The following is an 18,985-nucleotide window of genomic DNA, read 5'->3' as shown; positions in this document are numbered from 1 at the left end:
GGCTACCGAACCGGCCGCCGCGCCCTAAACGGCCGGCGCCATCCCGCCGCCGCGCACGTGCCGCAAATACAGCGCGAGCGAGAGGCACGCTGCCGCGGCCGCGGCAATGGCGGCGACGAAGAAGACCGACGGGTAACCGAAGGCCCCGGCCACGTAGCCGGCGAGCGGTCCCATGATGCCCAACGACAGATCGAAAAAGACGGAGTAGGCGGCCAGGGCGGCACCGCGGCTGGCCGGCGGCACGAGTTCGACGGCTTCGACGCCGAGCGACGGAAACACGAGCGCGAAGCCGAAACCCGTCACGGCCGCGCCAACGAGCGCGGCGTGCGGAGCGCCGGCGAGCCAGAGGGTGACGAGGCCCGCGCATTCGAACGAAAACGAAACGAGCGCCACGCGAAATCCGCCATAGGTGCGGATGGCATTGGCGAACAGCAGACGGGCGCCGACAAAAAACGAGCCGAACAGCGTCAGGGCGAGCGCCGCATGGGACCAGCCGCGCGCCGCGTAATAGAGCGCGATGAAGGTTGCGATCGAGCCGAAACCTGCGGTACCGAGCGCAAGCCCGACGCCGTGCGGCAGTACGCGCATGAACACGCTCGCGTAGCCCATGCGCTCGCCATGCACGAGCGGCACCGCTTGCAGCCGGCGCGCCAGCACGTAGCCGATCGCCGCGAGCGCGATCGTCGCCGCGCCGAGCGCCCAAGGCCCGATCGAATGGTCGAGCGCCGCGCCGACGGGCGCGCCGATCGCCAGGGCGCCATAGGTCGCGATGCCGTTCCACGAGATCACGCGCGCATTGTGCGTGGCGCCGACGCGGCCGATACCCCAGAGAATCGCGCCCGTGCCCACGCAGCTTTCGCCGAAACCGAGCGCGAACCGGCTCGCGACCAAAATCGCGAGACTGACTGCCGGCCAAGGGTGACACGCCACGGCCAAAGCGAGCAGCGCGCCGCTCCCGCCGCACGCCGTGAGACCGATGGCAACCGTGCGCTTCGGACCGAGCGTGTCGGAAAACCGGCCGGCGTGCGCCCGCGAAAAAAGGGTCGCCGCATACTGCACGCTAACCGCCGCACCCGCCAGCACCGAGCCGAGGCCGAGCTGGCTTTGCACGAAGCCGGGCAGCACGGGCAGCGGCAAACCGATGATCAGATAGCAGATAAACGTAAAGAAGACGATCGGGACGATTTGAGCCGTGGCGGCGCGATCGGACAGAGCGGGGGAGGCGGCGGACATGAGCGAAAGCAATGACAGTGCGGCGGCGATGGTAAGGGAAAACCAGACTTGAAGCCAAGCCGCCCGTGTGGCGTAAGCCGATATTGTGACATGGGACCGGTTTCTTTGCAGTGCAGCAACGCTAAACCGGGCGAAAAACGGGGCCAAAAGCGCACAGCGACACACACCGACATATCGGCGCCGGAATATGAGCAGCATGCGACGCGCCCTATGGGTTGCGCATATTGGTGGTGTTAGTTTTCGATCAAACGACAAACAAACGTGCCTTCCGGTTTTTCGCTTTCCACGACCATGAGCCAATCGATCCGTTTCTACCATCGCCACGCCATCCGCGAAGTCAGCGACGCGCCCGTCATGCGTACTGTTTTGCAGTACTTGCGCGAGGACGTCCAGTGCACCGGCACCAAGGAAGGCTGCGCCGAGGGCGACTGCGGCGCCTGCACCGTTGTCGTCGCCGAGCCCGATGGCGTCGGCGGTCTGCGGTTTTCGGCCGTCAATGCCTGCATCCAATTTTTACCGACGCTCGACGGCAAGGCATTGTTCACGGTCGAGGATCTGCGCCAACCCGACGGCTCGCTGCATCCCGTGCAGCAGGCGATGGTCGACTGTCACGGCTCGCAATGCGGCTTTTGCACGCCGGGATTCGTCATGTCGATGTGGGCGCTGTACCGCAAGCACGGCGGCGAAGGCGCCGCGCCGGCGCAGGCGGCGTCCTGCGCCGGGGCCGGCGGCGCGGGTGGGGCCGCATGCGGCAGCGCCTGCGCGCCGTCGCGCACCGAGATCGCCGATGCATTGACGGGTAACCTGTGCCGTTGCACCGGCTATCGGCCGATCGTCGACGCCGGCGAACGGATGTTTGCGTTGCCGGGCCCGAAGGCGCCGATCGATGTGGCTGCGCTGTCGCGGACGCTCGCGACGATCCAACGCGACGACACGTTCCATTACGAGCACGGCGGCGACGCGTTCGACGCGCCTCGGACGATCGATGCGTTGGCCGCGCTCAAGGTCGGGCGGCCCGCTGCTCGGATGCTCGCCGGCAGCACCGACGTCGGCCTTTGGGTCACCAAACAGATGCGCGCGCTCGGCGATATCGTCTATATCGGTCGCGTGGCGGAACTGCAGCGCATCGAAACCTCGGCCGATTGGATCGAGATCGGCGCCGGCGTGACGGTGGAGCGCGCCTACGCAGAGCTGGCGCGCCACTACCCCGAACTCGACGAAATGTGGAAGCGCTTCGCTTCCTTGCCGATCCGAAACGCCGGCACGCTCGGCGGCAACGTCGCGAACGGATCGCCCATCGGCGATTCGATGCCGGGTTTGATCGCGTTGGGCGCACGCGTCGTGCTGCGAGGCGGCGATGTCGAGCGCGAACTGGCCCTGGAAGATCTTTATCTCGCGTACCAGAAGAAGGACATGGCCGAGCACGAGTTTGTCGCCGCGCTCAAGGTGCCCACGCGCACCGGGGCACGCGAGGCGCTGCGCTTCAGGACGTATAAATTGTCCAAGCGCTTCGACTCCGACATTTCCGCGGTGTGCGCCGCTTTCTCGTTTATCGCGGACGGCGGCACGATCCGCTCGCCGCGCATCGTCTTCGGCGGCATGGCCGCCACGCCCAAGCGCGCGGCGCAGGCGGAAGCCCTGCTGGCCGATGCGACATGGCACGAAGCGACGGCGCAAGCGGCGATGCAGGCGCTCGCCAAGGACTATGCCCCGCTCTCCGATATGCGTGCGACGAGCGAGTACCGGTTGCAGACCGCGCAAAACCTGCTTTACCGCTTCTGGCTCGAGACGCGCGAGCACGATCCGCTGCCGCCGCAAGCATTGAACGTGCGGCTCGTCGATCTCGAGACGCCCGCTTAACCGTTTAGGACTGTCCGCCGATACCGCCGATACCGCCATCCGTCAGCGCCAAGAAAAAGCCAGCAGAGAGACAGCAATGAACCAGCAAGCCGAACCGTTTTTGACCGATCTCGCGCGCGACGAACGCGAGCGCGGGGCGTTCCGCCAAGTCCACGTTTCCCGACCGCACGAATCGGCGCACCTGCACGTGAGCGGGCGCGCCACGTATACCGACGACATCCCGCTCGTCGCCGGCACGCTGCACGCGGCGCTCGGTATCTCGCCGAAGGCGCACGCCAAAATCGCGTCGATGAACTTCGACGACGTGCGTGCGACGCCCGGCGTCGTGGCCGTGTTTACCGCCGACGACATCCCCGGCGAGAACCAATGCGGCCCGATCGTCCATGACGATCCGATCCTGGCCGACGGCCTCGTGCAATACGTCGGGCAACCGATGTTCATCGTCGTCGCGACGTCGCACGACACGGCGCGCCTGGCGGCGCGGCGCGCGAAGGTGCAATTCGAGGAGCTCCCGGCCGTGCTGACGGCGCAAGCGGCGCGCGCGGCGAACCGATCGGTGCTGCCGCCGATGCGGCTCGCGCGCGGCGAACCGGCGGGCAAGATCGCCCATGCGCCGCATCGCGATGCCGGCGAGCTGCTGTTGGGCGGGCAAGAGCAGTTTTATCTCGAGGGGCAGATCGCCTATGCCGTGCCGAAGGACGACGACGGCATGCACGTCTGGTGCTCGACGCAGCATCCGACCGAAATGCAGCATCACGTCGCCCACGCGCTCGGCCTGCCTTCGCACAGCGTGCTGATCGAATGCCGCCGGATGGGCGGCGGCTTCGGCGGCAAGGAGTCGCAATCGGCGATATTCGCTTGCTGCGCGGCGGTCGCGGCTTGGAAGCTGCTGTGCCCCGTCAAGCTGCGCCCGGACCGCGACGACGACATGATGATCACGGGCAAGCGCCACGATTTTCATTATCGGTACGACGTGGGTTACGACGACGACGGCCTCATCGAAGGCGTATCGGTGGATATGACTTCGCGCTGCGGCTTCTCGGCCGATTTGTCCGGGCCCGTCATGACGCGTGCGGTTTGCCACTTCGACAACGCCTACTGGCTGCCGAACGTCGACATCGCCGGCTTTTGCGGTAAGACCAATACGCAGTCGAACACCGCCTTTCGCGGCTTCGGCGGCCCGCAAGGCGCGTTTGCGATCGAATACATCATGGATAGCATCGCGCGCTCGCTGAAGCTCGACCCGCTCGACGTGCGCCGCCGCAATTTTTACGGCAAGCATGAGCGCAACGTCACGACCTACGGGCAGACGATCGAGGACAACGTCATCCACGAACTGGTGGAAGAACTCGCGACGACGAGCGACTACGCGCGCCGCCGCGAACAAGTGCGTGCGTTCAATAGGACGAGCCCGATTCTCAAGAAGGGCATCGCGATCACGCCTGTCAAGTTCGGCATCGCGTTCAACGTCACCCACTTCAATCAAGCGGGCGCGCTCGTGCACATCTACACGGACGGCTCGGTGCTCGTGAATCACGGCGGAACGGAGATGGGGCAAGGGCTCAATACGAAGGTCGCGCAAGTGGTTGCGCACGAACTCGGCGTCGGCTTTGCGCGGGTGCGCGTGACGGCGACCGATACGAGCAAGGTGGCCAATACCTCGGCGACGGCCGCTTCGACAGGATCCGACTTGAACGGCAAGGCTGCTCAGGACGCCGCGCGCCAACTGCGCGAGCGCTTGGCCACGTTCGTCGCCGACCGGTTCGGCGAAGGCAAGGCCGGGCCGAGCGACGTCGTTTTCGAAGGCGATACCGTTTATGTCGGCGACCTCGCGCTTCGGTTCGAGGAGGTCGTCGCCAAGGCCTACTTGGCACGCGTGCAGTTGTGGTCGGACGGCTTTTACGCGACCCCCAAGCTCTACTGGGATCAACAAAAGCTGCAAGGCCGGCCGTTCTACTACTACTCTTACGGCGCGGCCGTCTCGGAAGTCGTGATCGACACGCTGACCGGCGAAATGCGCGTAGTGCGCGCCGACGCGTTGCACGACGTGGGCGCCTCGCTCAACCCGGCACTCGACATCGGGCAGGTCGAGGGCGGTTTCATCCAAGGAATGGGTTGGCTCACGACCGAGGAACTCTGGTGGAACGCCGGCGGCAAGCTCATGACGCATGCGCCGTCGACCTACAAGATTCCGACGGTCAACGATTGTCCGCCCGATCTGCGCGTGCGGCTGTTCGCGAACCGCAACGCCGAGGACAGCATTCACCGCTCGAAAGCGGTGGGCGAGCCGCCGCTGCTCCTGCCGTTCTCGGTCTTCTTCGCGATTCGCGACGCCGTGGCGAGCGTAGGCGACTATGAAGTCAATCCGCCGTTAAATGCGCCGGCCACCGCTGAGGAAATTCTCAAAGCGGTCGGCGCCGTACGGGCGGCACGGGCGCAGCGCGATCTCGGCGCGGCCAGCGTGGGAGCGCCGGTATGAACGAATGGTCGTTCGCGCCGGGGCCAAGCCCGAGCCCTCGCCCTGGCACGCCGCCGCTGCATATCGTGCTGTTCGGCGCCGGGCACGTCGGCCACGCGCTCGTGACGCTGTTCGGCACGTTGCCGTGCGTGGTCCAATGGGTCGACGCGCGCGACGAGTGTTTCCCCGACGAGGTACCTGCGAACGTCCAGATCGAAGCCACCGATACGCCCGAAGCCGTGATTGACGCGGCGCCGGTGGGCGCGTGCTTTCTTGTCATGACGCACAACCACGCGCTCGACTTCTCGCTGGCCGTGCGGATCATGCGTCGCAACGACTTCGCCTATTTCGGCATGATCGGCTCGAAGACGAAGCGCGTGAAGTTCGAGCGACGCTTGATCGAGCGCGGCGTCGAACCGGGGCGGCTGCACGAGATGGTGTGCCCGATCGGCGTGCCGGGGATCGTCGACAAGGCCCCGTCCTCGATCGCGGTGGCCGTCTGTGCGCAGTTGATGCAGGTGCGGTCGCGGTCGACGAGAACGGCGGTCCTGACATGCGAGTCCGGTTCGACAACAGCGTCGGCCCATAGGTAGCGGCCGGCAAGCACGACCGGCAGCCAGCCGCGGCGTCAGCGGGAAAGCCTGCGGCGGCCACGGTTCGGTTCGGAGTCCTTCCTGTTACGTAGGCTGGCGTTCGACCGGCGTTTCCCGATTGCCGCCGCCGCGCGTCGCCCGCCCCCCGGCGACAAGCCGCGTCGCGCTCGCGGCGATCCGCCCCCGATGGGTTCCGGCCCGTTTCCCATTGCCCGCTCCCTTCGTCGATTCCGCTTGAGCCCGGTAAGAGCATTTTCCGTCGGTATCCCTTATGCTGCTCGGCGATGCGTTGCGCAGCGGGCACCGCATGCGTGCCGCCTGCATGCTCCCTGGTCGCGTCGTGCTTGCGCAACCGGGTGCCCGTCCGCGCTCCGCTCGCTCGCATTTGCCGCGGGCGTCAACCGATCGAGGAACCTGTCATGAGCCGTTTGTTCGAGCCGATGACCATCGGCAAGCTTGCGTTATCCAATCGCATCGTCATCGCCCCGATGTGCCAGTACTCGGCCGAAGGCGGGTCGGCTACCGATTGGCACATGATCCATCTGGGCCAGCTTGCGCTGTCGGGCGCCGGCCTGTTGATCCTTGAGGCGACGGCCGTCTCGCCCGAAGGCCGTATCTCCGCGGGGGACCTCGGCTTATATTCCGACGACAACGAAACGGCGCTCGCCCATGTGCTCAAGGCCGTTCGCGCCTATTCGCCGATTGCCGTGGCCGTGCAGCTCGCCCACGCGGGACGCAAGGGCTCGAGCCGTTCGCCTTGGGACGGCGGGACGCAGATTCGCTCCGACGAACCGCTGGGTTGGAAGACGGTCGCGCCCTCGGCCGTGCCGCATGCCAAGGACGAGGAGCCGCCCACGATGCTCGATCGAGCCGGACTCGACAAAGTGCGCGACGATTTCGTGGCGGCGGCGAAGCGGGCGGCGCGCCTGGGCATCGACGGCATCGAAATCCATGCGGCCCACGGCTACTTGCTGCACCAGTTTCTGTCGCCGATCGCCAATCATCGAACCGACGAATACGGCGGCAGCCTCGAAAACCGCATGCGCTTTCCGATCGAAGTGTTCGAAGCGGTGCGCGCCGCGTTTCCTGCCGAGCGCCCGGTCTGGGCGCGTATTTCGGCAACCGATTGGGTGCCGGGCGGATGGGACATCGAGGGCACCGTCGCGCTCTCCCAGGCGTTGAAGGCGCGAGGCTGCGCCGCGATTCACGTGACGACGGGCGGGGTTTCGCCGGAGCAGGCGATCAAGCTCGGCCCGGGGTATCAAGTGCCGTATGCTCAGCGCGTGAAGGCCGAGGTGGGCTTGCCGACGATCGCGGTGGGGCTCATCACGGAACCGGAACAGGCCGAGGCGATCATTGCGAACGGCGAGGCCGACGCGGTTTCGCTCGCGCGGGCCATGCTGTACGATCCGCGCTGGCCGTGGCACGCGGCCGCGAAGCTCGGCGCGCAGGTTCACGCGCCGAAACAATACTGGCGCTCGCAACCGCGCGAATATAAGAACCTCTTTCTGGGCGCCGGATTCGGCCAGCGTTGACGATGCCGGATAACCGCCATACCCCGCGCAGGGCGCGGCTGCCTCGCATGCCGAAAATGTCGAGCATGTTGCGACCGCCGCGGCCGCCCCGGTTCGTGGCGCGCGTGATCGCCGTTTCCTGGCGCGATCTCGCCGTCTCGATGGGGCCGATCGTGCTTATTTCGGCCGCGGCGATCTGGCTCGCGATACGGCTGATTCAGCCCGCCCCGCCCGATACGCTGACGATTTCCGCGGGGCCGCCCGGCAGTTCGTTCTGGAACGCTGCGCAGCGCTATAAGACGATCCTCGCCCGCAACGGCATTACGTTGAATATTTTGCCGTCGGCGGGATCGCTGCAAAACCTCGAACGGTTGTCCGATCCGAAGGAATCGGTCGATGTCGGCTTCGTCCAGAGCGGCGTGTCGCTGGCGCTGGCGAGCGCCGCCGCGCCGGCTAGCGAGCCCGAGGCCGCGTCGGCCGGCGCGCAGGCGGCGACGCAGGCATCGGCGGCTTCTCGGCCGGCGAGCGCGACGCGTCTCGGCAGCGAGGCAAGCACGGCAAGCACGGCAAGCACGGCCGCGCCCGCCGAGCACCTGGTCTCGCTCGGCAGCGTGTCCTACGTGCCGCTCGTGATCTTCTACGAAGGGCGCGAACGCACGCGGCTGTCGGCCTTTGCCGGCCAACGCATCGCTATCGGCCCCGAGGGCAGCGGCACGCGCGCGTTGGCGCTGGCCTTGCTGAGCATGAACGGCATCGCTCCGGGCGGGAGCACGACGCTGCTGCCGCTGACGGGCGAGGCGGCGGCCCGCGCACTGACGGCGCACGAGATCGACGCCGCGTTCCTGACCGGCGATTCGGCGCAGCCGCCCGTCATGGCTAAGCTGCTGCGTACGCCCGGCGTGCGCTTGTTCTCGTTCTCGCAGGCGAAAGCCTATGCGCGCCGCTTTCCGTACCTCACCGACATCGAATTGCCGATGGGCGCCTTCGATCTAGGCAAGAACTTGCCGCCCGCGCCGGTGCACATGATCGCGCCGACGGCCGAACTCGTCGCGCGCGATTCGCTGCATCCGGCGTTGTCGGACCTGCTGATCGAAGCGGCCAAGCAAGTGCACGGCCGCGCAAACATGCTGCAAAACGCGGGCGAATTCCCCTCGCCGGTCATGCACGACTTTCCGATCAGCGACGATGCGGCGCGGTACTACAAATCGGGTAAGAGCTTTCTGTACCGGGTACTGCCGTTTTGGCTGGCGAGCCTGGTCGATCGCCTGATCGTGCTGCTCGTGCCGATCGTCGTCGTGCTGATTCCGGGCGCGAAGCTCATTCCGTCGTTGTACGCGTGGCGCGTCAAGTCCCGCATCTATCGCTGGTACGGCGCATTGATCGCCATCGAACGCTCGGCGCTCGACGAAACGGCGACGGATGAAGAACACGCCGCCTCGCTGGCGAAGCTCGTCGAGATCGAAGCGGCCGTGAATCGGCTGAAGATGCCGCTCGCATATGCCGACCAATTCTATGTGCTGCGCGAGCACATCGGATTCGTCCGCGCAAGGCTTGCGCAGGCATACGACGAGCGCACGCATACGGACACGGAGGCGGGCGGCGCGTAAGATGCGTCACATACGGGCGGCGACGGCATGCGCGCGTGTCCTGGGCCGTCGGCGACGAGCAGCAACCGGACCAACCGGAGATTTTCATGACTCAACCGATCGACGCGGCATCGCCGCTTTGGTTCTACGATTTCGTGTCGCCGTTTTCGTACCTGTTGCTCGAGCAGCACGACAAGTGGCCGAGCATGCCGTTCGCGCTCGTGCCCGTCTCCGTCTACGCGCTCTACCGGCATTGGGGCCAGCGCCCGGCGAACGAAGTGCCGCAAAAGCGCATGTTCGTGCATCGCCATGCGCTGTTTCGCGCCGAGCAACTCGGTATTCCCTTCAAGATGCCGCCTGCCCATCCGTTCGATTCGACGAAGGTATTGCTGCTCGCCGCCGCGATCGAGGCGGACGTGCCGACCGTCTGTTCGATTTTTCGGTTTATTTGGCGCGATGGGCGCGATCCTTCGACGCCGGACGGTTTCGCCGATTTGTGCCAATTGCTTAACTTGCCGCATGGCGAACGGCTGATCGAGCATCCCGATACGCACGCGCGCTTGCAGCGTAACTTGGACGATGCCCTGGCACTCGGCGTGTTCGGCGTGCCGACTTTTCGGCTTCATCGTCAGTTGTTTTGGGGCGAGGATGCGTTGCCGATGGTGCTTTATTGCGCGCGTTCGCCGGGGTGGCTCGAATCGCCCGAGGTCAAGCGCGTGAGTACGTTGCCGAGCGGGATCGCCTTGTGATGCAGCCCTCCCGCCGCGAAGCCGGCAAAGAGGTCGGGTTCGATGAAGCGCGCAGTGCCGACGGGCTCGATGTATGGCTGCTGCGTGTGCTGCGCACGTTGCTGACCGAGCGAAGCGTGACGCAGACAGCGTTGCGCTTGAATCAAACGCAGCCGGCGATCAGCACGGCGTTGCGCAAGCTGCGCGAGATGCTGAACGATCCGATCCTCGTGCGCGGCAAGACGGGGATGGTGCCGACCGAGTTCGGCGCTTCGCTGCTCGGGCCGACGCAACGCGCGCTGCGCGAGGTCGACTTCGTCGCCACGCCGCACGGCAATTTCGACCCGGCTACGACTCGGCGCGCCTTTCGCATTGCCGCGCCCGATTACTTGAATGACTTCTTCATGCCGACGCTGATTGCCCGCTTTCGCGAGGCGGCGCCGCAGGCACGGCTCGAAATCGAATCGCTGAGTCCCACGCTCGATCATGGGGCGGCGCTGGAGGCGGGCGAACTGGATCTTGTAGTCGGCAACTGGCCGAAGCCCGATGCGCGCTTTGCGCGCAGCGATTTGTTCAGCGACACGGTGGTGTGCATGATGCGCGCCGATCATCCGCTCGCGCAGGCACCGCTGACGCTCGATACGTATCTGGCCGCGGCGCATCTGGCGCCTACGCCGTATAGCGGTGCGCGGCGCAATGCGATCGAGATTGGACTCGCGCGCGCGGGCGCGACGCGGCGCGTCGTGACTACGCTGCCGTATTTCGGGTTGGTGCCGCAAGTGCTGCTGCACTCCGATTTGATCTTCACGACGACGCGCCGCTTCGCGACGCACTATGCGCGGATGCTGCCGCTGGCCGTGCGCGATGCGCCGATTCCGTTTCCGCGGATCAAGTGCTATCAGATGTGGCATCCGCAGCCCGACCGGCCGCATGACGTGGCTTGGCTGCGCGCGCTGATGGATGAAGTGTCGGCGCAGTTGACGGTGCGCGCGCGTCGGAACGACGAGGCGGCGTAGCGCGGCTGCGACCGGGGGGCGACCGCCGCTACACGCTTATGCACCCTCCGACGCCCCCCCCCGCTCACCGCTCCGCCGCCCGCCGACGCTCGGCGATCCGATATTCGGTCGGCGACATCGACAGCCTTTTGCGAAACATCTTCGCGAGTCCGTCGCCGCTGCCGACGCCGCAGCGGCGCGCGATTTTGTCGACGGGCAAATCGGTCGAGACGAGCAGCACGCAGCTCGCATCGAGCCGCGCCCGCAGCAAGAATTCCGACGGGGTAATGCCGATCTGCGATTTGAAGCGTCGCAAGAAGCTGCGCTCGCTCATAGCCGCCACTTCGGCCGCCTTCGCCACGGAAATCGGTTGCCCGTAGTTTTCGCGGATCCATCGCGCCGCATGGTCGATTTTTTCACGCGTCCCGCCGTCGTCCAGTTCGCCCAGTACCGCCCCGAGCCGGCGCCAGGCACCGGGCACCGACCGGTCCGCCACCGCGCGCGCAGCCTGCGCGCCGCGGTCGCGCTTGACGATGGAGAGCGCCGCGGCAACAGGCCCCAGCGGATCGTCTAACGCGACAGGCTGGTCGACATGCGCGGCTGCGTGGGTCGGCTGCGTCGCGCTAAGCCCGTACGATGCGCCCGACGCAGGCCCCGACGTGCCGTGCCCGTTCGCGGCCGCGGCCGCGGCGGCAAGGATCGCGGCGCCTTCGCCGATCGCCTTCACGGCATGCGTATGCTGCAGCAACGCGCGCAAGCGTCGCAGGAACGATTCGTCGGAGGCGAGGCGCGCGGCGCCGCGCCCGCCGGGGACGAACAGCGCATGCAATCCCGTGGCGGCATAGAGATCGAGATTGTCGGACCACACGCGCATCGTCGCACTGCTGGCGATGCTGCCGCCGGTGCTCGACACGACGACGAGCGTGTACGGTTCGGCCGCCGCCGGCGCGCCGACTGCGTACCGCACCGGTGTGAGCCCCGATGGGCCGGGCAGGCGTTCGCCGAGGCCGCTCGGCGCCGCGTGGAAAGGCGCGCTCGGCGATTCGCCGGTCGTGCGCGATTCGCCGGGGCGCGCCGGCATCGGCGCTGGCTCGGCGCGCACGCGTTCGCCTTCGACGTCGTCGGCGAGCCGGAACACCTCCGCGATGGAACTCGCTTCGACGAGCGAAAACCCGTCGAAGATCAGGATAGCGATGCGCTTGGCCATGAGTGGGCAGACGTGACGCGCAGCGCACTCGCGAAGCACGCGGCGTGAGTCCAATGCGTCGCATGGTATGCGCGTGCGCCGTCCGTACCCGACGCGAGTCGGAAAAACGCGAGATGTTGGCAGATGGCTTCGATACCGCAACGGTGCCGGCGGCCAACCGCCGCTCGCGTGCCTATTCGTCGACATAGCCCGCCGGTGCGACGACATTCGCTTTCATGACGGACACATTCGTCGAGACGACGTAGATCGGCGATTCTGTGAGCGCGAGGGCAACGCGCCCGTCGCGGTAAGGCAGCTCGGCGAGATTGCCCATCGCATCGAGCACGGCGACGCGTCCCGACGTTCCTACCGCGTCGACACGCAGCGAGTAGGCGACGCGGTAGGTGTCGCTGAAGCCGGACACCGCGTTCCAACGCGCGTTTTCGTGCGTCCATAGCGCCGTGACGATCTTGCCGCCGTTCAGCCGCCGGAATGCGTAACCGTAGACGCCCGCGGGCGTGTCCTTCAAATGGCCGAGCGTCCTCGTGCCGTCGATGAGCCGTGTCATCGCGCAGATAACCATCGCGGCCGGCTTCGGGCTGATCCGGCTCGCACCGTAGGCGCCGTTCGCATGCTCGAGGTCGAAGAACAGGCCGTATCCGGGCGGCGATTCCGGGATGTCGGACGAATAGAACACGTAGGTCATATCGGCCCCTTCGCCCAGCAAAATCAGGTGCGTGCGGGCCAGCACCGCGCCTTGCGCGAACAGCACGTTAGGCGTGGGAAAGTCGTCGCGGTACTTCGTGCCGAGGTCGTAGCTGATCCCCGTCTCGGTGACGAACAGCTTCGCGCCCGGTTTCAGCAGACGGGTCATCGTCGCGCGCAACGCACGCATCGCCGCCGGCAGCGCGTTCGCCGCCACCGCCGGATCGGGATCGGCGGCCAGTCGCTCGGGCGAATGCGACGGCGAGGTGCCGGCATCGTAGTAGCCGTGGATCGCGAGGCCGTCGAGATATCGGCCGATGCCCAGCGGCGCGAGCCGCGCGAGCCATCGCACGTTTTCTCGCACCGAGGCGTTGGTTGGCCCCATGACGACCGCGTGAGGATCGGCGGCGTGGATCGCTTCGTAGGTGGTGCGATACAGTTCGACGAAATGCGCATCGGTGTCGCGCCACGGCAGACCGCCGTCGTAGTCCGGTTCCCACGTGACTTGATAGTAATTGTTCGATTGATCGGGAAAATACTTGGCCCGAATACGCGCGGTGTCCTCGCCGACACGGCCGAGGTAATCGCGGTAGGCCGACTCCGAGACGGGCGCGTAGCTGTGCGTGGCCGCGCCGGTCGGGCTTGCCCATCCGGGGATGCCGTCGAGCTGGATGAGGCGCATGATGTCGCCCGGCTTGAAATACGAGGCGAGCGTCGAGGGGCCGGGCTTGAACGTACCGGGGCGCTGCGGCTCTTCGATGTACCAATTGCGGGTGTCGTTGGCCCAAGACAGGCCGAGCAACGGGTAGAGCGGACGGTAGCCGTCGCCGTCGCAACACGTTTGATCCGTGCGCAGATAGTTTGCGCCCTGCCCGCCGAAGCGATGTTGATCCTCATGGGCGTACGACACCGGCGGTAAGACGCTCGACACGTCGGGCAGCACGCCGAACGTTGCGATGCCGGCGGGACGCGTCCCGCGCCGCGGGAGGCGCTGTCCGCCATGGACGAGCGAGGCGATCAGCGCGAAGTAACCGGCGCGGGAAGACGTGCAATGCAAAGCGATTGCCCACGTGCCGGCCTTAACGGGCATGCGTCCCGCTGCGCGAACCACGCTCCAGGCATCGCGAATCTGCCAGTCGACGACATCGGCATGGGATGTCCGCGCCGAGAGTTCGATCGCGAACGGCGTGCCCAGCGCAAAGAGTCGCGAACCATCCTGGCTTGGGGTATCGGCGTCGATGCCGTCGCCTACCGTATGGACAGCCATAGCGGAATCCGATGAGGCGGCTGCGGAAGGTGCCGCGCAAGTCAGTGTGCCCGGCGTGGGCAATGCATCGGTGACGGCAGATGCGGGCGCGGCACTGGCGCGAGCGAAAGCGGAAGCGGTTGTTGCGGATGAAGAGGAAGACGAGGCGCCTGCGTCCGATTGCGGATCGGCGCGCCCGCACGCGGCGAGCGAGGCGCATAGGAGTGCAATCGCCGCAACTGCTCGCCAGACGCATGTGCGCCCCAGGCGCAAGCTAACCCAAGCGAAGGCGTGCGCGAGCGGAGCCTTCGCGGCCGGTATCGATCGATCGGAACCGTGTCCGCGCGTGGCGAGCGCGTTGAAGGTAGCGGGGGGCATCGGCAGAGTCGGACCAAGGGGCGACCCTAAAGTCGATCACGCCGTGCGCGTGGCGTCCGTGCTCGACCGAACGAAGCAAGACCGAACGAGGCCGACCACGAGGACGGCCTCGTCCCAAGCGACGCTTATTGGCCGACGTAGCCCGCCGGCACGGTCACGTTCGCTTTCATCGTCGCGGCGTTGGACGAGACGACGTAGATCGGCGACTCGGTTAGCGTGAGCGCGACTTGACCGTTGCTATACGGCAGCGTCGCGGCGTTGCCCATGGCGTCGAACACGGTTACGCGGCCGGACGTGCCCGCCGCATCGACGGCGAGCGTGTAGGGCACGCTATGCGTCTCGCTGAACCCCGACGTCGCATTCCAATACGCGTTGTCGTGCGTCCACAGGGCCGTCACGATCTTGCCGCCGTTCAGTTTCTGGAACGCGTAGCCGTACACGCCCGCGGGCACGCTATTCAAGGGCCCAAGCGTGGTCGTGCCGTCGACGATGCGCGTCATGGCGGCCACTTCCATCGCGGCCGGCTTCGGGCTGATATTGCTGGCGCCATAGGTGCCGTTCGCATCGTTCAGATCGAAGAACAGCCCATAGCCCGGCGGCGAATCGGGCGTGTCCGACGAATAGAAGACATAGCTCATATCGGCCCCTTCGCCGAGCAAGATCAACTGCGTACGCGCGACGACGGCGCCATGGGCGAACAGCACGTTCGGCGTCGGGTAGTTGGGACCGTACGAGGTGCCGGCGTCATAGCTGATTCCCGTTTCGGTGACGAACAGTTTCGCGCCCGGCTTGAGCAAGCTCGTCATCGTGCTGCGCAGCTCGCGCATCGAGGCGGGCAGTGCGTTGGCGGCGGTGGCCGGATCGGGGTCGGTGGCCAGGCGCTCGGGCGGATGCGAGGGCGACGTGCCGGCATCGTAGTAGCCGTGTATCGTCAGCCCGTCGAGATATCGGGCGATGCCGAGCGGCGCGAGCCGCTTGAGCCAAGCCGTATTCGAGCGGACCATCGATGCCGTCACGCCCATCACGACGGCGTTCGGATCGGTCGAATGAATCCCGTTATAGGCGGCCTGGTACATCGCGACCAAGTTCGCGTCCGTGTCGACCCATTGCGTCGGGCCGCCCCCGTCGGGTTCCCAAGTGATCTGATAGTAATTGCTCGCTTGCGTCGGGAAATAGGCCGCGCGAATCTGCGCCGAATCGCTCCCCACGCGGCTCGCATAGTTTTGAAAGGCCGATTCCGACGTCGGCGCGCGCCCCTCGGTTTGGGCGCCGGTGGGGCTGGCCCAGCCGGGAATGCCGTCGAGCTGGATCAGCCGCATGATGTCGCCTGGTTTGAAGTAAGGCGCGAGCGTATTCGTGCCGGGCACGAACGTATTAGGCCCATTCGGCTCTTCGACGTACCAGTTGCGCGTATCGTTCGCCCACGACAAACCGAGGTCGGTATCGAGCGGGCGATAGCCGTCGCCGCTGCAACAGGTTTGCCCCGGCTTCAAATAGTCGGTGCCCTGGCCGCCGAAGCGGTGTTGGTCCTCATGAGCGTAGGCAACGGCGGGCAGCACGTTCGATACGTCGGGGCGCACGCCGAAGGTCGCGATCCCGCTCGGGCGCGTGCCGAGCGAGGGGAGCGCGCCGCCCGACGAAGTCAGGGATGCCGACACCGAAAAGTAGCCGGCGAGCGTCGACGAGCAGCCGAGCGTCACGGTTTGCGCGCCGGCTTTTACGGGAAAGCGTCCGCTTGCGCGCACGACATTCCAATCGTCGAGCACCTGCCACGAAACCGTATCGCTGCTCGTGGCGCGCGAGGTAACAGTAAGGTTGAACGCGCTGCCGAGCGCGAACGTGCGCGTGCCGTCGCTACCCGGCGTATCGGCTTCGATCGGCGCGCCCGTGGCGGCGGCGCTCGTCGGCGCAGACGGTTGGCCGCATGTCAGCGCCTGGCCACCCGCTGCGACGATCGGGGTGGCCGTGCTCTGCGGATTGGTATTGCCGGCCGATGCCGGCACTGCGTTGCTGCTTGCACTGGACTGCGCGCTGGGGCTGCTGCCGCCCGAGCCGCCGCAGGCGGTCAGTATCGAGAGTGCCAGGGCGGCTGCGCAACGCAGGTAGGCACGGCGAACGGGGAAAGGGGAGTTGTGCGTCATCGATCGTGTCGAGTTTCGGTGCGTCGACGCTCGCGACAAACGAAGCGCCGCGCCGCGCATCGACAAACGCGATGCGCGTGGTGCCGCGAAGGGCGACGTCAAGGGACAGGCGCGAGCGCAAGCCTCGCTGCGTGGCACGCATCGGCGAGGGCGGTCGTGCCGCGGGACGTTCGCGCGGCGTGGGGCATGGGCCGCCGCAGCGAACGAATCGAAGGTCCGCGTGAAGAATAGGGCTCTGGTCAGGCTAGGGTGGTCTGACGAAACGCTGATTTCACACGAATCGCTGGCCGAGAGACTACAAGTTTTGCGGCGCTTTTTGGAGCGTTCGATCTAGTCGATTTGCGCACGCCACCATGGCGGATTTTTCCGCCTCGACGTGCGCGCCCGAGGCCGCGCGGGACGTTTCGCTCGATATCCACCGATCAATACGTCGAAGGCGGCGGAAAGCATTACCGCATCGCGATGCAGCTAAGCGACGAGGGCGATGCCCCGCGGCGCGAGAGACGGCCGCTGTCGATCCGCACGCATGTTGCGCCGTCGCGCGGGTGACGCACGGCGAACGCGACGCATTTATCGAATTCGAATGACCGTCGGATGAAAAATCGCAATCGACCGCATTTAAAAAAATAGAATGGCCGATTGAATTTCTCAATGAAAAGAAATGAATCACGAATGAAACATGCAGAGCGATGGCTTTGATAATTCGATGCCGTTCGAAAAGAGGAAAGATCGAATGAACTACCGCGCGATCCGCCAACTTTCCGTCATTGTCTGTCTGCCAATGTGGTCTCAACAACACAGCGACGGCGATTCAGCCTTTATCGTCGGCTTGTGCCCTCGCGTACCGGCGTCCCTCCCACGGACGTCATGCGCCTTGAGTCCGTCGCGTCCCAAGACCGGGCACCGGCGAGCGCGCAGCCGCGCGCTCGGCCCGATCGGCTCGACCGAAGCCGACTTCTCCAAGTATCGCCCTGCCATATCAGACCAATCGGGGAGTTCGAGTGCCGCGCTCCGGCATGCATTTTGCCGGCGCGCCTTGGCGCTTTTCGGCTAATTGCCGCGAGAAAGAGACGGTTTTCATGATGATTTGTCCGATTCGCCCAGACATGGACGACGGGTCGTCGACATCGGCTAAATGATTAGGCGATATCAGCCTGAATCGATCCGACAAGATGTCGCTGAATTACGTCACGGGATCCGCAACATGTACCCGCACTGCCTACGATGCACTGCACTGCGAGAGGATCCGCGCCATGCCGGCGATGATTCGTGAGGGAAATGTCATGCCTTACGCGAGTACCGAACCCGCACTCATGGGATGGTGGCACGCCAGTGCCCAAAACGCGCCGAGCGCGACGCGTCGGATCGCCTTCGTGCTGTTCGACGATTTTTCGTTGCTCGGTGCGGGCCTTGTCGCCGAGGTGTTCCATGTCGCGAACGAGCTGGCCGCCTCGCTCGTCCATCATTCGCAGGCCTATGACATCGCCTTTCTGTCGGCCGATGGCGGCAACGTCCGCTGCGCGTCGTCGGTTCGCGTATGGACCGATGGCCTCGATGCGCGCCATTACACCGGCTTCGACGCGCTGTTCATCGCGGGCGGCAAGGGCGCGCGCGTCGCGGCCGGCGACGAACGGCTGATCGGCTGGCTGCGTCGCGTGCAGACGAAAACCGCCAACATCCGTTCGATCGGGGAGGGGAGCTTGCTGCTCGATGCGGCCGGCATCGGCGGAATCGACAAGGTCTATCACTTCGGCTCCTATCTCCGGCAGGCCAATCGCGAGGACGAAGCGCTCGATTCCGACGAACGCCTCGAACCGATGAAGGGCGCGCTATCGATGGTCAAGCGCGACCTCGGCCTCGACGTCGCGCGCGGCGTGGCCGAGCGCCTGATGCCGGGATCGAGCGCGCGCTTCGTGCCGCTGCTCGGCGATAGCTGCACGGCGAGCGCAGGCGACAAGATCCGCGCCGCCGCACGCTGGATCCAAGACAACTGCGAACGGCCCATTTCGATCGCCGATGCGGCGCAGGTGGCGGCGATGAGCGAGCGCAATTTCCTGCGTCGCTTCAAGCTCGAACTGGGGATGACGCCGTCCGACTATCTGCTCCAGGCGCGGCTGGCCATTACGTGCACGCTGCTCATGGATTCCGAGCTGCCCGTCGATAAAATCGCGCGCCGCAGCGGCATGGGCAACGGCGATCGTCTGGCGAAGATCTTCCGCAAACGGATGATGATTTCGCCGACCGAGTTTCGGACGCAAAGCCGTCGCGGAACCGGTGGTTGAGCAAAGGGCCTGGCCATGAGATTCGACTTGCGACGTTACGAAAGCACCGGCTCGGCCCGTGCGATGCCGGTGCCTGGCGC

General features: G+C 66.0%; 12 protein-coding genes. 8 read left to right on the top strand and 4 right to left on the bottom strand.

Annotated elements, in window-relative coordinates:
* Positions 1–24 precede the first annotated feature (24 nt).
* Entirely contained in the window at positions 25–1,233 is a 1,209-nt protein-coding gene (locus ACTHN9_RS00320; RefSeq protein ID WP_440534752.1) for an MFS transporter, read from the bottom strand.
* A gap of 291 nt (positions 1,234–1,524) precedes the next feature.
* On the opposite strand from ACTHN9_RS00320, the gene xdhA reads away from it, so the two are divergent.
* The 7 genes from xdhA (at position 1,525) to ACTHN9_RS00285 (ending at position 10,988) form a co-directional block, all read left to right on the top strand.
* Positions 1,525–3,093 (top strand): xanthine dehydrogenase small subunit, encoded by a 1,569-nt coding sequence (xdhA, locus tag ACTHN9_RS00315; RefSeq protein ID WP_440534751.1) that lies wholly within the window; start codon positions 1,525–1,527, stop codon positions 3,091–3,093.
* A 76-nt stretch (positions 3,094–3,169) separates the two neighbouring features.
* Complete coding sequence (gene xdhB, locus ACTHN9_RS00310) at positions 3,170–5,572, top strand: xanthine dehydrogenase molybdopterin binding subunit (protein ID WP_440534750.1); 2,403 nt, start codon at positions 3,170–3,172, stop codon at positions 5,570–5,572.
* On the top strand, positions 5,569–6,144 hold the full coding sequence (gene xdhC / locus ACTHN9_RS00305) for a xanthine dehydrogenase accessory protein XdhC (RefSeq protein ID WP_440534749.1): 576 nt from the start codon (positions 5,569–5,571) through the stop codon (positions 6,142–6,144). The genes xdhB and xdhC overlap by 4 nt, the downstream gene beginning before the upstream one ends.
* Before the next feature lie 419 nt (positions 6,145–6,563).
* Entirely contained in the window at positions 6,564–7,679 is a 1,116-nt protein-coding gene (locus ACTHN9_RS00300; protein ID WP_440534748.1) for an NADH:flavin oxidoreductase/NADH oxidase, read from the top strand.
* A 65-nt stretch (positions 7,680–7,744) separates the two neighbouring features.
* Positions 7,745–9,265: a TAXI family TRAP transporter solute-binding subunit gene (locus ACTHN9_RS00295; protein ID WP_440534747.1), complete on the top strand. Its 1,521-nt coding sequence runs from the start codon at positions 7,745–7,747 to the stop codon at positions 9,263–9,265.
* Between the two features lie 86 nt (positions 9,266–9,351).
* A complete protein-coding gene (locus ACTHN9_RS00290; RefSeq protein ID WP_440534746.1) occupies positions 9,352–9,993 on the top strand; it encodes a DsbA family protein in 642 nt (213 codons plus the stop codon).
* A complete protein-coding gene (locus ACTHN9_RS00285; protein WP_440534745.1) occupies positions 9,993–10,988 on the top strand; it encodes a LysR substrate-binding domain-containing protein in 996 nt (331 codons plus the stop codon). The genes ACTHN9_RS00290 and ACTHN9_RS00285 overlap by 1 nt, the downstream gene beginning before the upstream one ends.
* Before the next feature lie 64 nt (positions 10,989–11,052).
* Here the strand turns inward: ACTHN9_RS00285 and ACTHN9_RS00280 are convergent, their stop codons facing one another.
* From ACTHN9_RS00280 to ACTHN9_RS00270, 3 genes are all read right to left on the bottom strand, one after another.
* A complete protein-coding gene (locus ACTHN9_RS00280) occupies positions 11,053–12,174 on the bottom strand; it encodes a helix-turn-helix domain-containing protein (protein ID WP_440534744.1) in 1,122 nt (373 codons plus the stop codon).
* A gap of 172 nt (positions 12,175–12,346) precedes the next feature.
* Positions 12,347–14,125 carry a hypothetical protein gene (locus ACTHN9_RS00275; protein ID WP_440534743.1) on the bottom strand — a complete coding sequence of 593 codons (1,779 nt, stop codon included), beginning with the start codon at positions 14,123–14,125 and terminating at the stop codon, positions 12,347–12,349.
* A gap of 482 nt (positions 14,126–14,607) precedes the next feature.
* Entirely contained in the window at positions 14,608–16,623 is a 2,016-nt protein-coding gene (locus ACTHN9_RS00270) for a hypothetical protein (protein ID WP_440534742.1), read from the bottom strand.
* Between the two features lie 1,283 nt (positions 16,624–17,906).
* Between ACTHN9_RS00270 and ACTHN9_RS00265 the strand changes: the two genes are divergently transcribed.
* Positions 17,907–18,905 (top strand): GlxA family transcriptional regulator, encoded by a 999-nt coding sequence (locus ACTHN9_RS00265; RefSeq protein ID WP_440534741.1) that lies wholly within the window; start codon positions 17,907–17,909, stop codon positions 18,903–18,905.
* Positions 18,906–18,985 lie beyond the last annotated feature (80 nt).

This window comes from Trinickia sp., assembly GCF_051953405.1.
In the GTDB taxonomy this organism is placed as follows: domain Bacteria; phylum Pseudomonadota; class Gammaproteobacteria; order Burkholderiales; family Burkholderiaceae; genus Trinickia.
This window is presented reverse-complemented; position numbering and strand designations above follow the sequence as displayed.

Excerpts from the sequence above, each read along its gene's own strand:
- ACTHN9_RS00280 (WP_440534744.1), bottom strand. The coding sequence starts at position 12,174 with ATGGCCAAGCGCATCGCTATCCTGATCTTCGACGGGTTTTCGCTCGTC.
- ACTHN9_RS00320 (WP_440534752.1), bottom strand. The coding sequence starts at position 1,233 with ATGTCCGCCGCCTCCCCCGCTCTGTCCGATCGCGCCGCCACGGCTCAA.
- ACTHN9_RS00270 (WP_440534742.1), bottom strand. The coding sequence starts at position 16,623 with ATGACGCACAACTCCCCTTTCCCCGTTCGCCGTGCCTACCTGCGTTGC.
- ACTHN9_RS00290 (WP_440534746.1), top strand. The coding sequence starts at position 9,352 with ATGACTCAACCGATCGACGCGGCATCGCCGCTTTGGTTCTACGATTTC.
- ACTHN9_RS00265 (WP_440534741.1), top strand. The coding sequence starts at position 17,907 with ATGCCTTACGCGAGTACCGAACCCGCACTCATGGGATGGTGGCACGCC.
- ACTHN9_RS00300 (WP_440534748.1), top strand. The coding sequence starts at position 6,564 with ATGAGCCGTTTGTTCGAGCCGATGACCATCGGCAAGCTTGCGTTATCC.
- xdhA (WP_440534751.1), top strand. The coding sequence starts at position 1,525 with ATGAGCCAATCGATCCGTTTCTACCATCGCCACGCCATCCGCGAAGTC.
- ACTHN9_RS00275 (WP_440534743.1), bottom strand. The coding sequence starts at position 14,125 with ATGGCTGTCCATACGGTAGGCGACGGCATCGACGCCGATACCCCAAGC.
- xdhC (WP_440534749.1), top strand. The coding sequence starts at position 5,569 with ATGAACGAATGGTCGTTCGCGCCGGGGCCAAGCCCGAGCCCTCGCCCT.
- ACTHN9_RS00285 (WP_440534745.1), top strand. The coding sequence starts at position 9,993 with ATGCAGCCCTCCCGCCGCGAAGCCGGCAAAGAGGTCGGGTTCGATGAA.
- ACTHN9_RS00295 (WP_440534747.1), top strand. The coding sequence starts at position 7,745 with ATGTTGCGACCGCCGCGGCCGCCCCGGTTCGTGGCGCGCGTGATCGCC.
- xdhB (WP_440534750.1), top strand. The coding sequence starts at position 3,170 with ATGAACCAGCAAGCCGAACCGTTTTTGACCGATCTCGCGCGCGACGAA.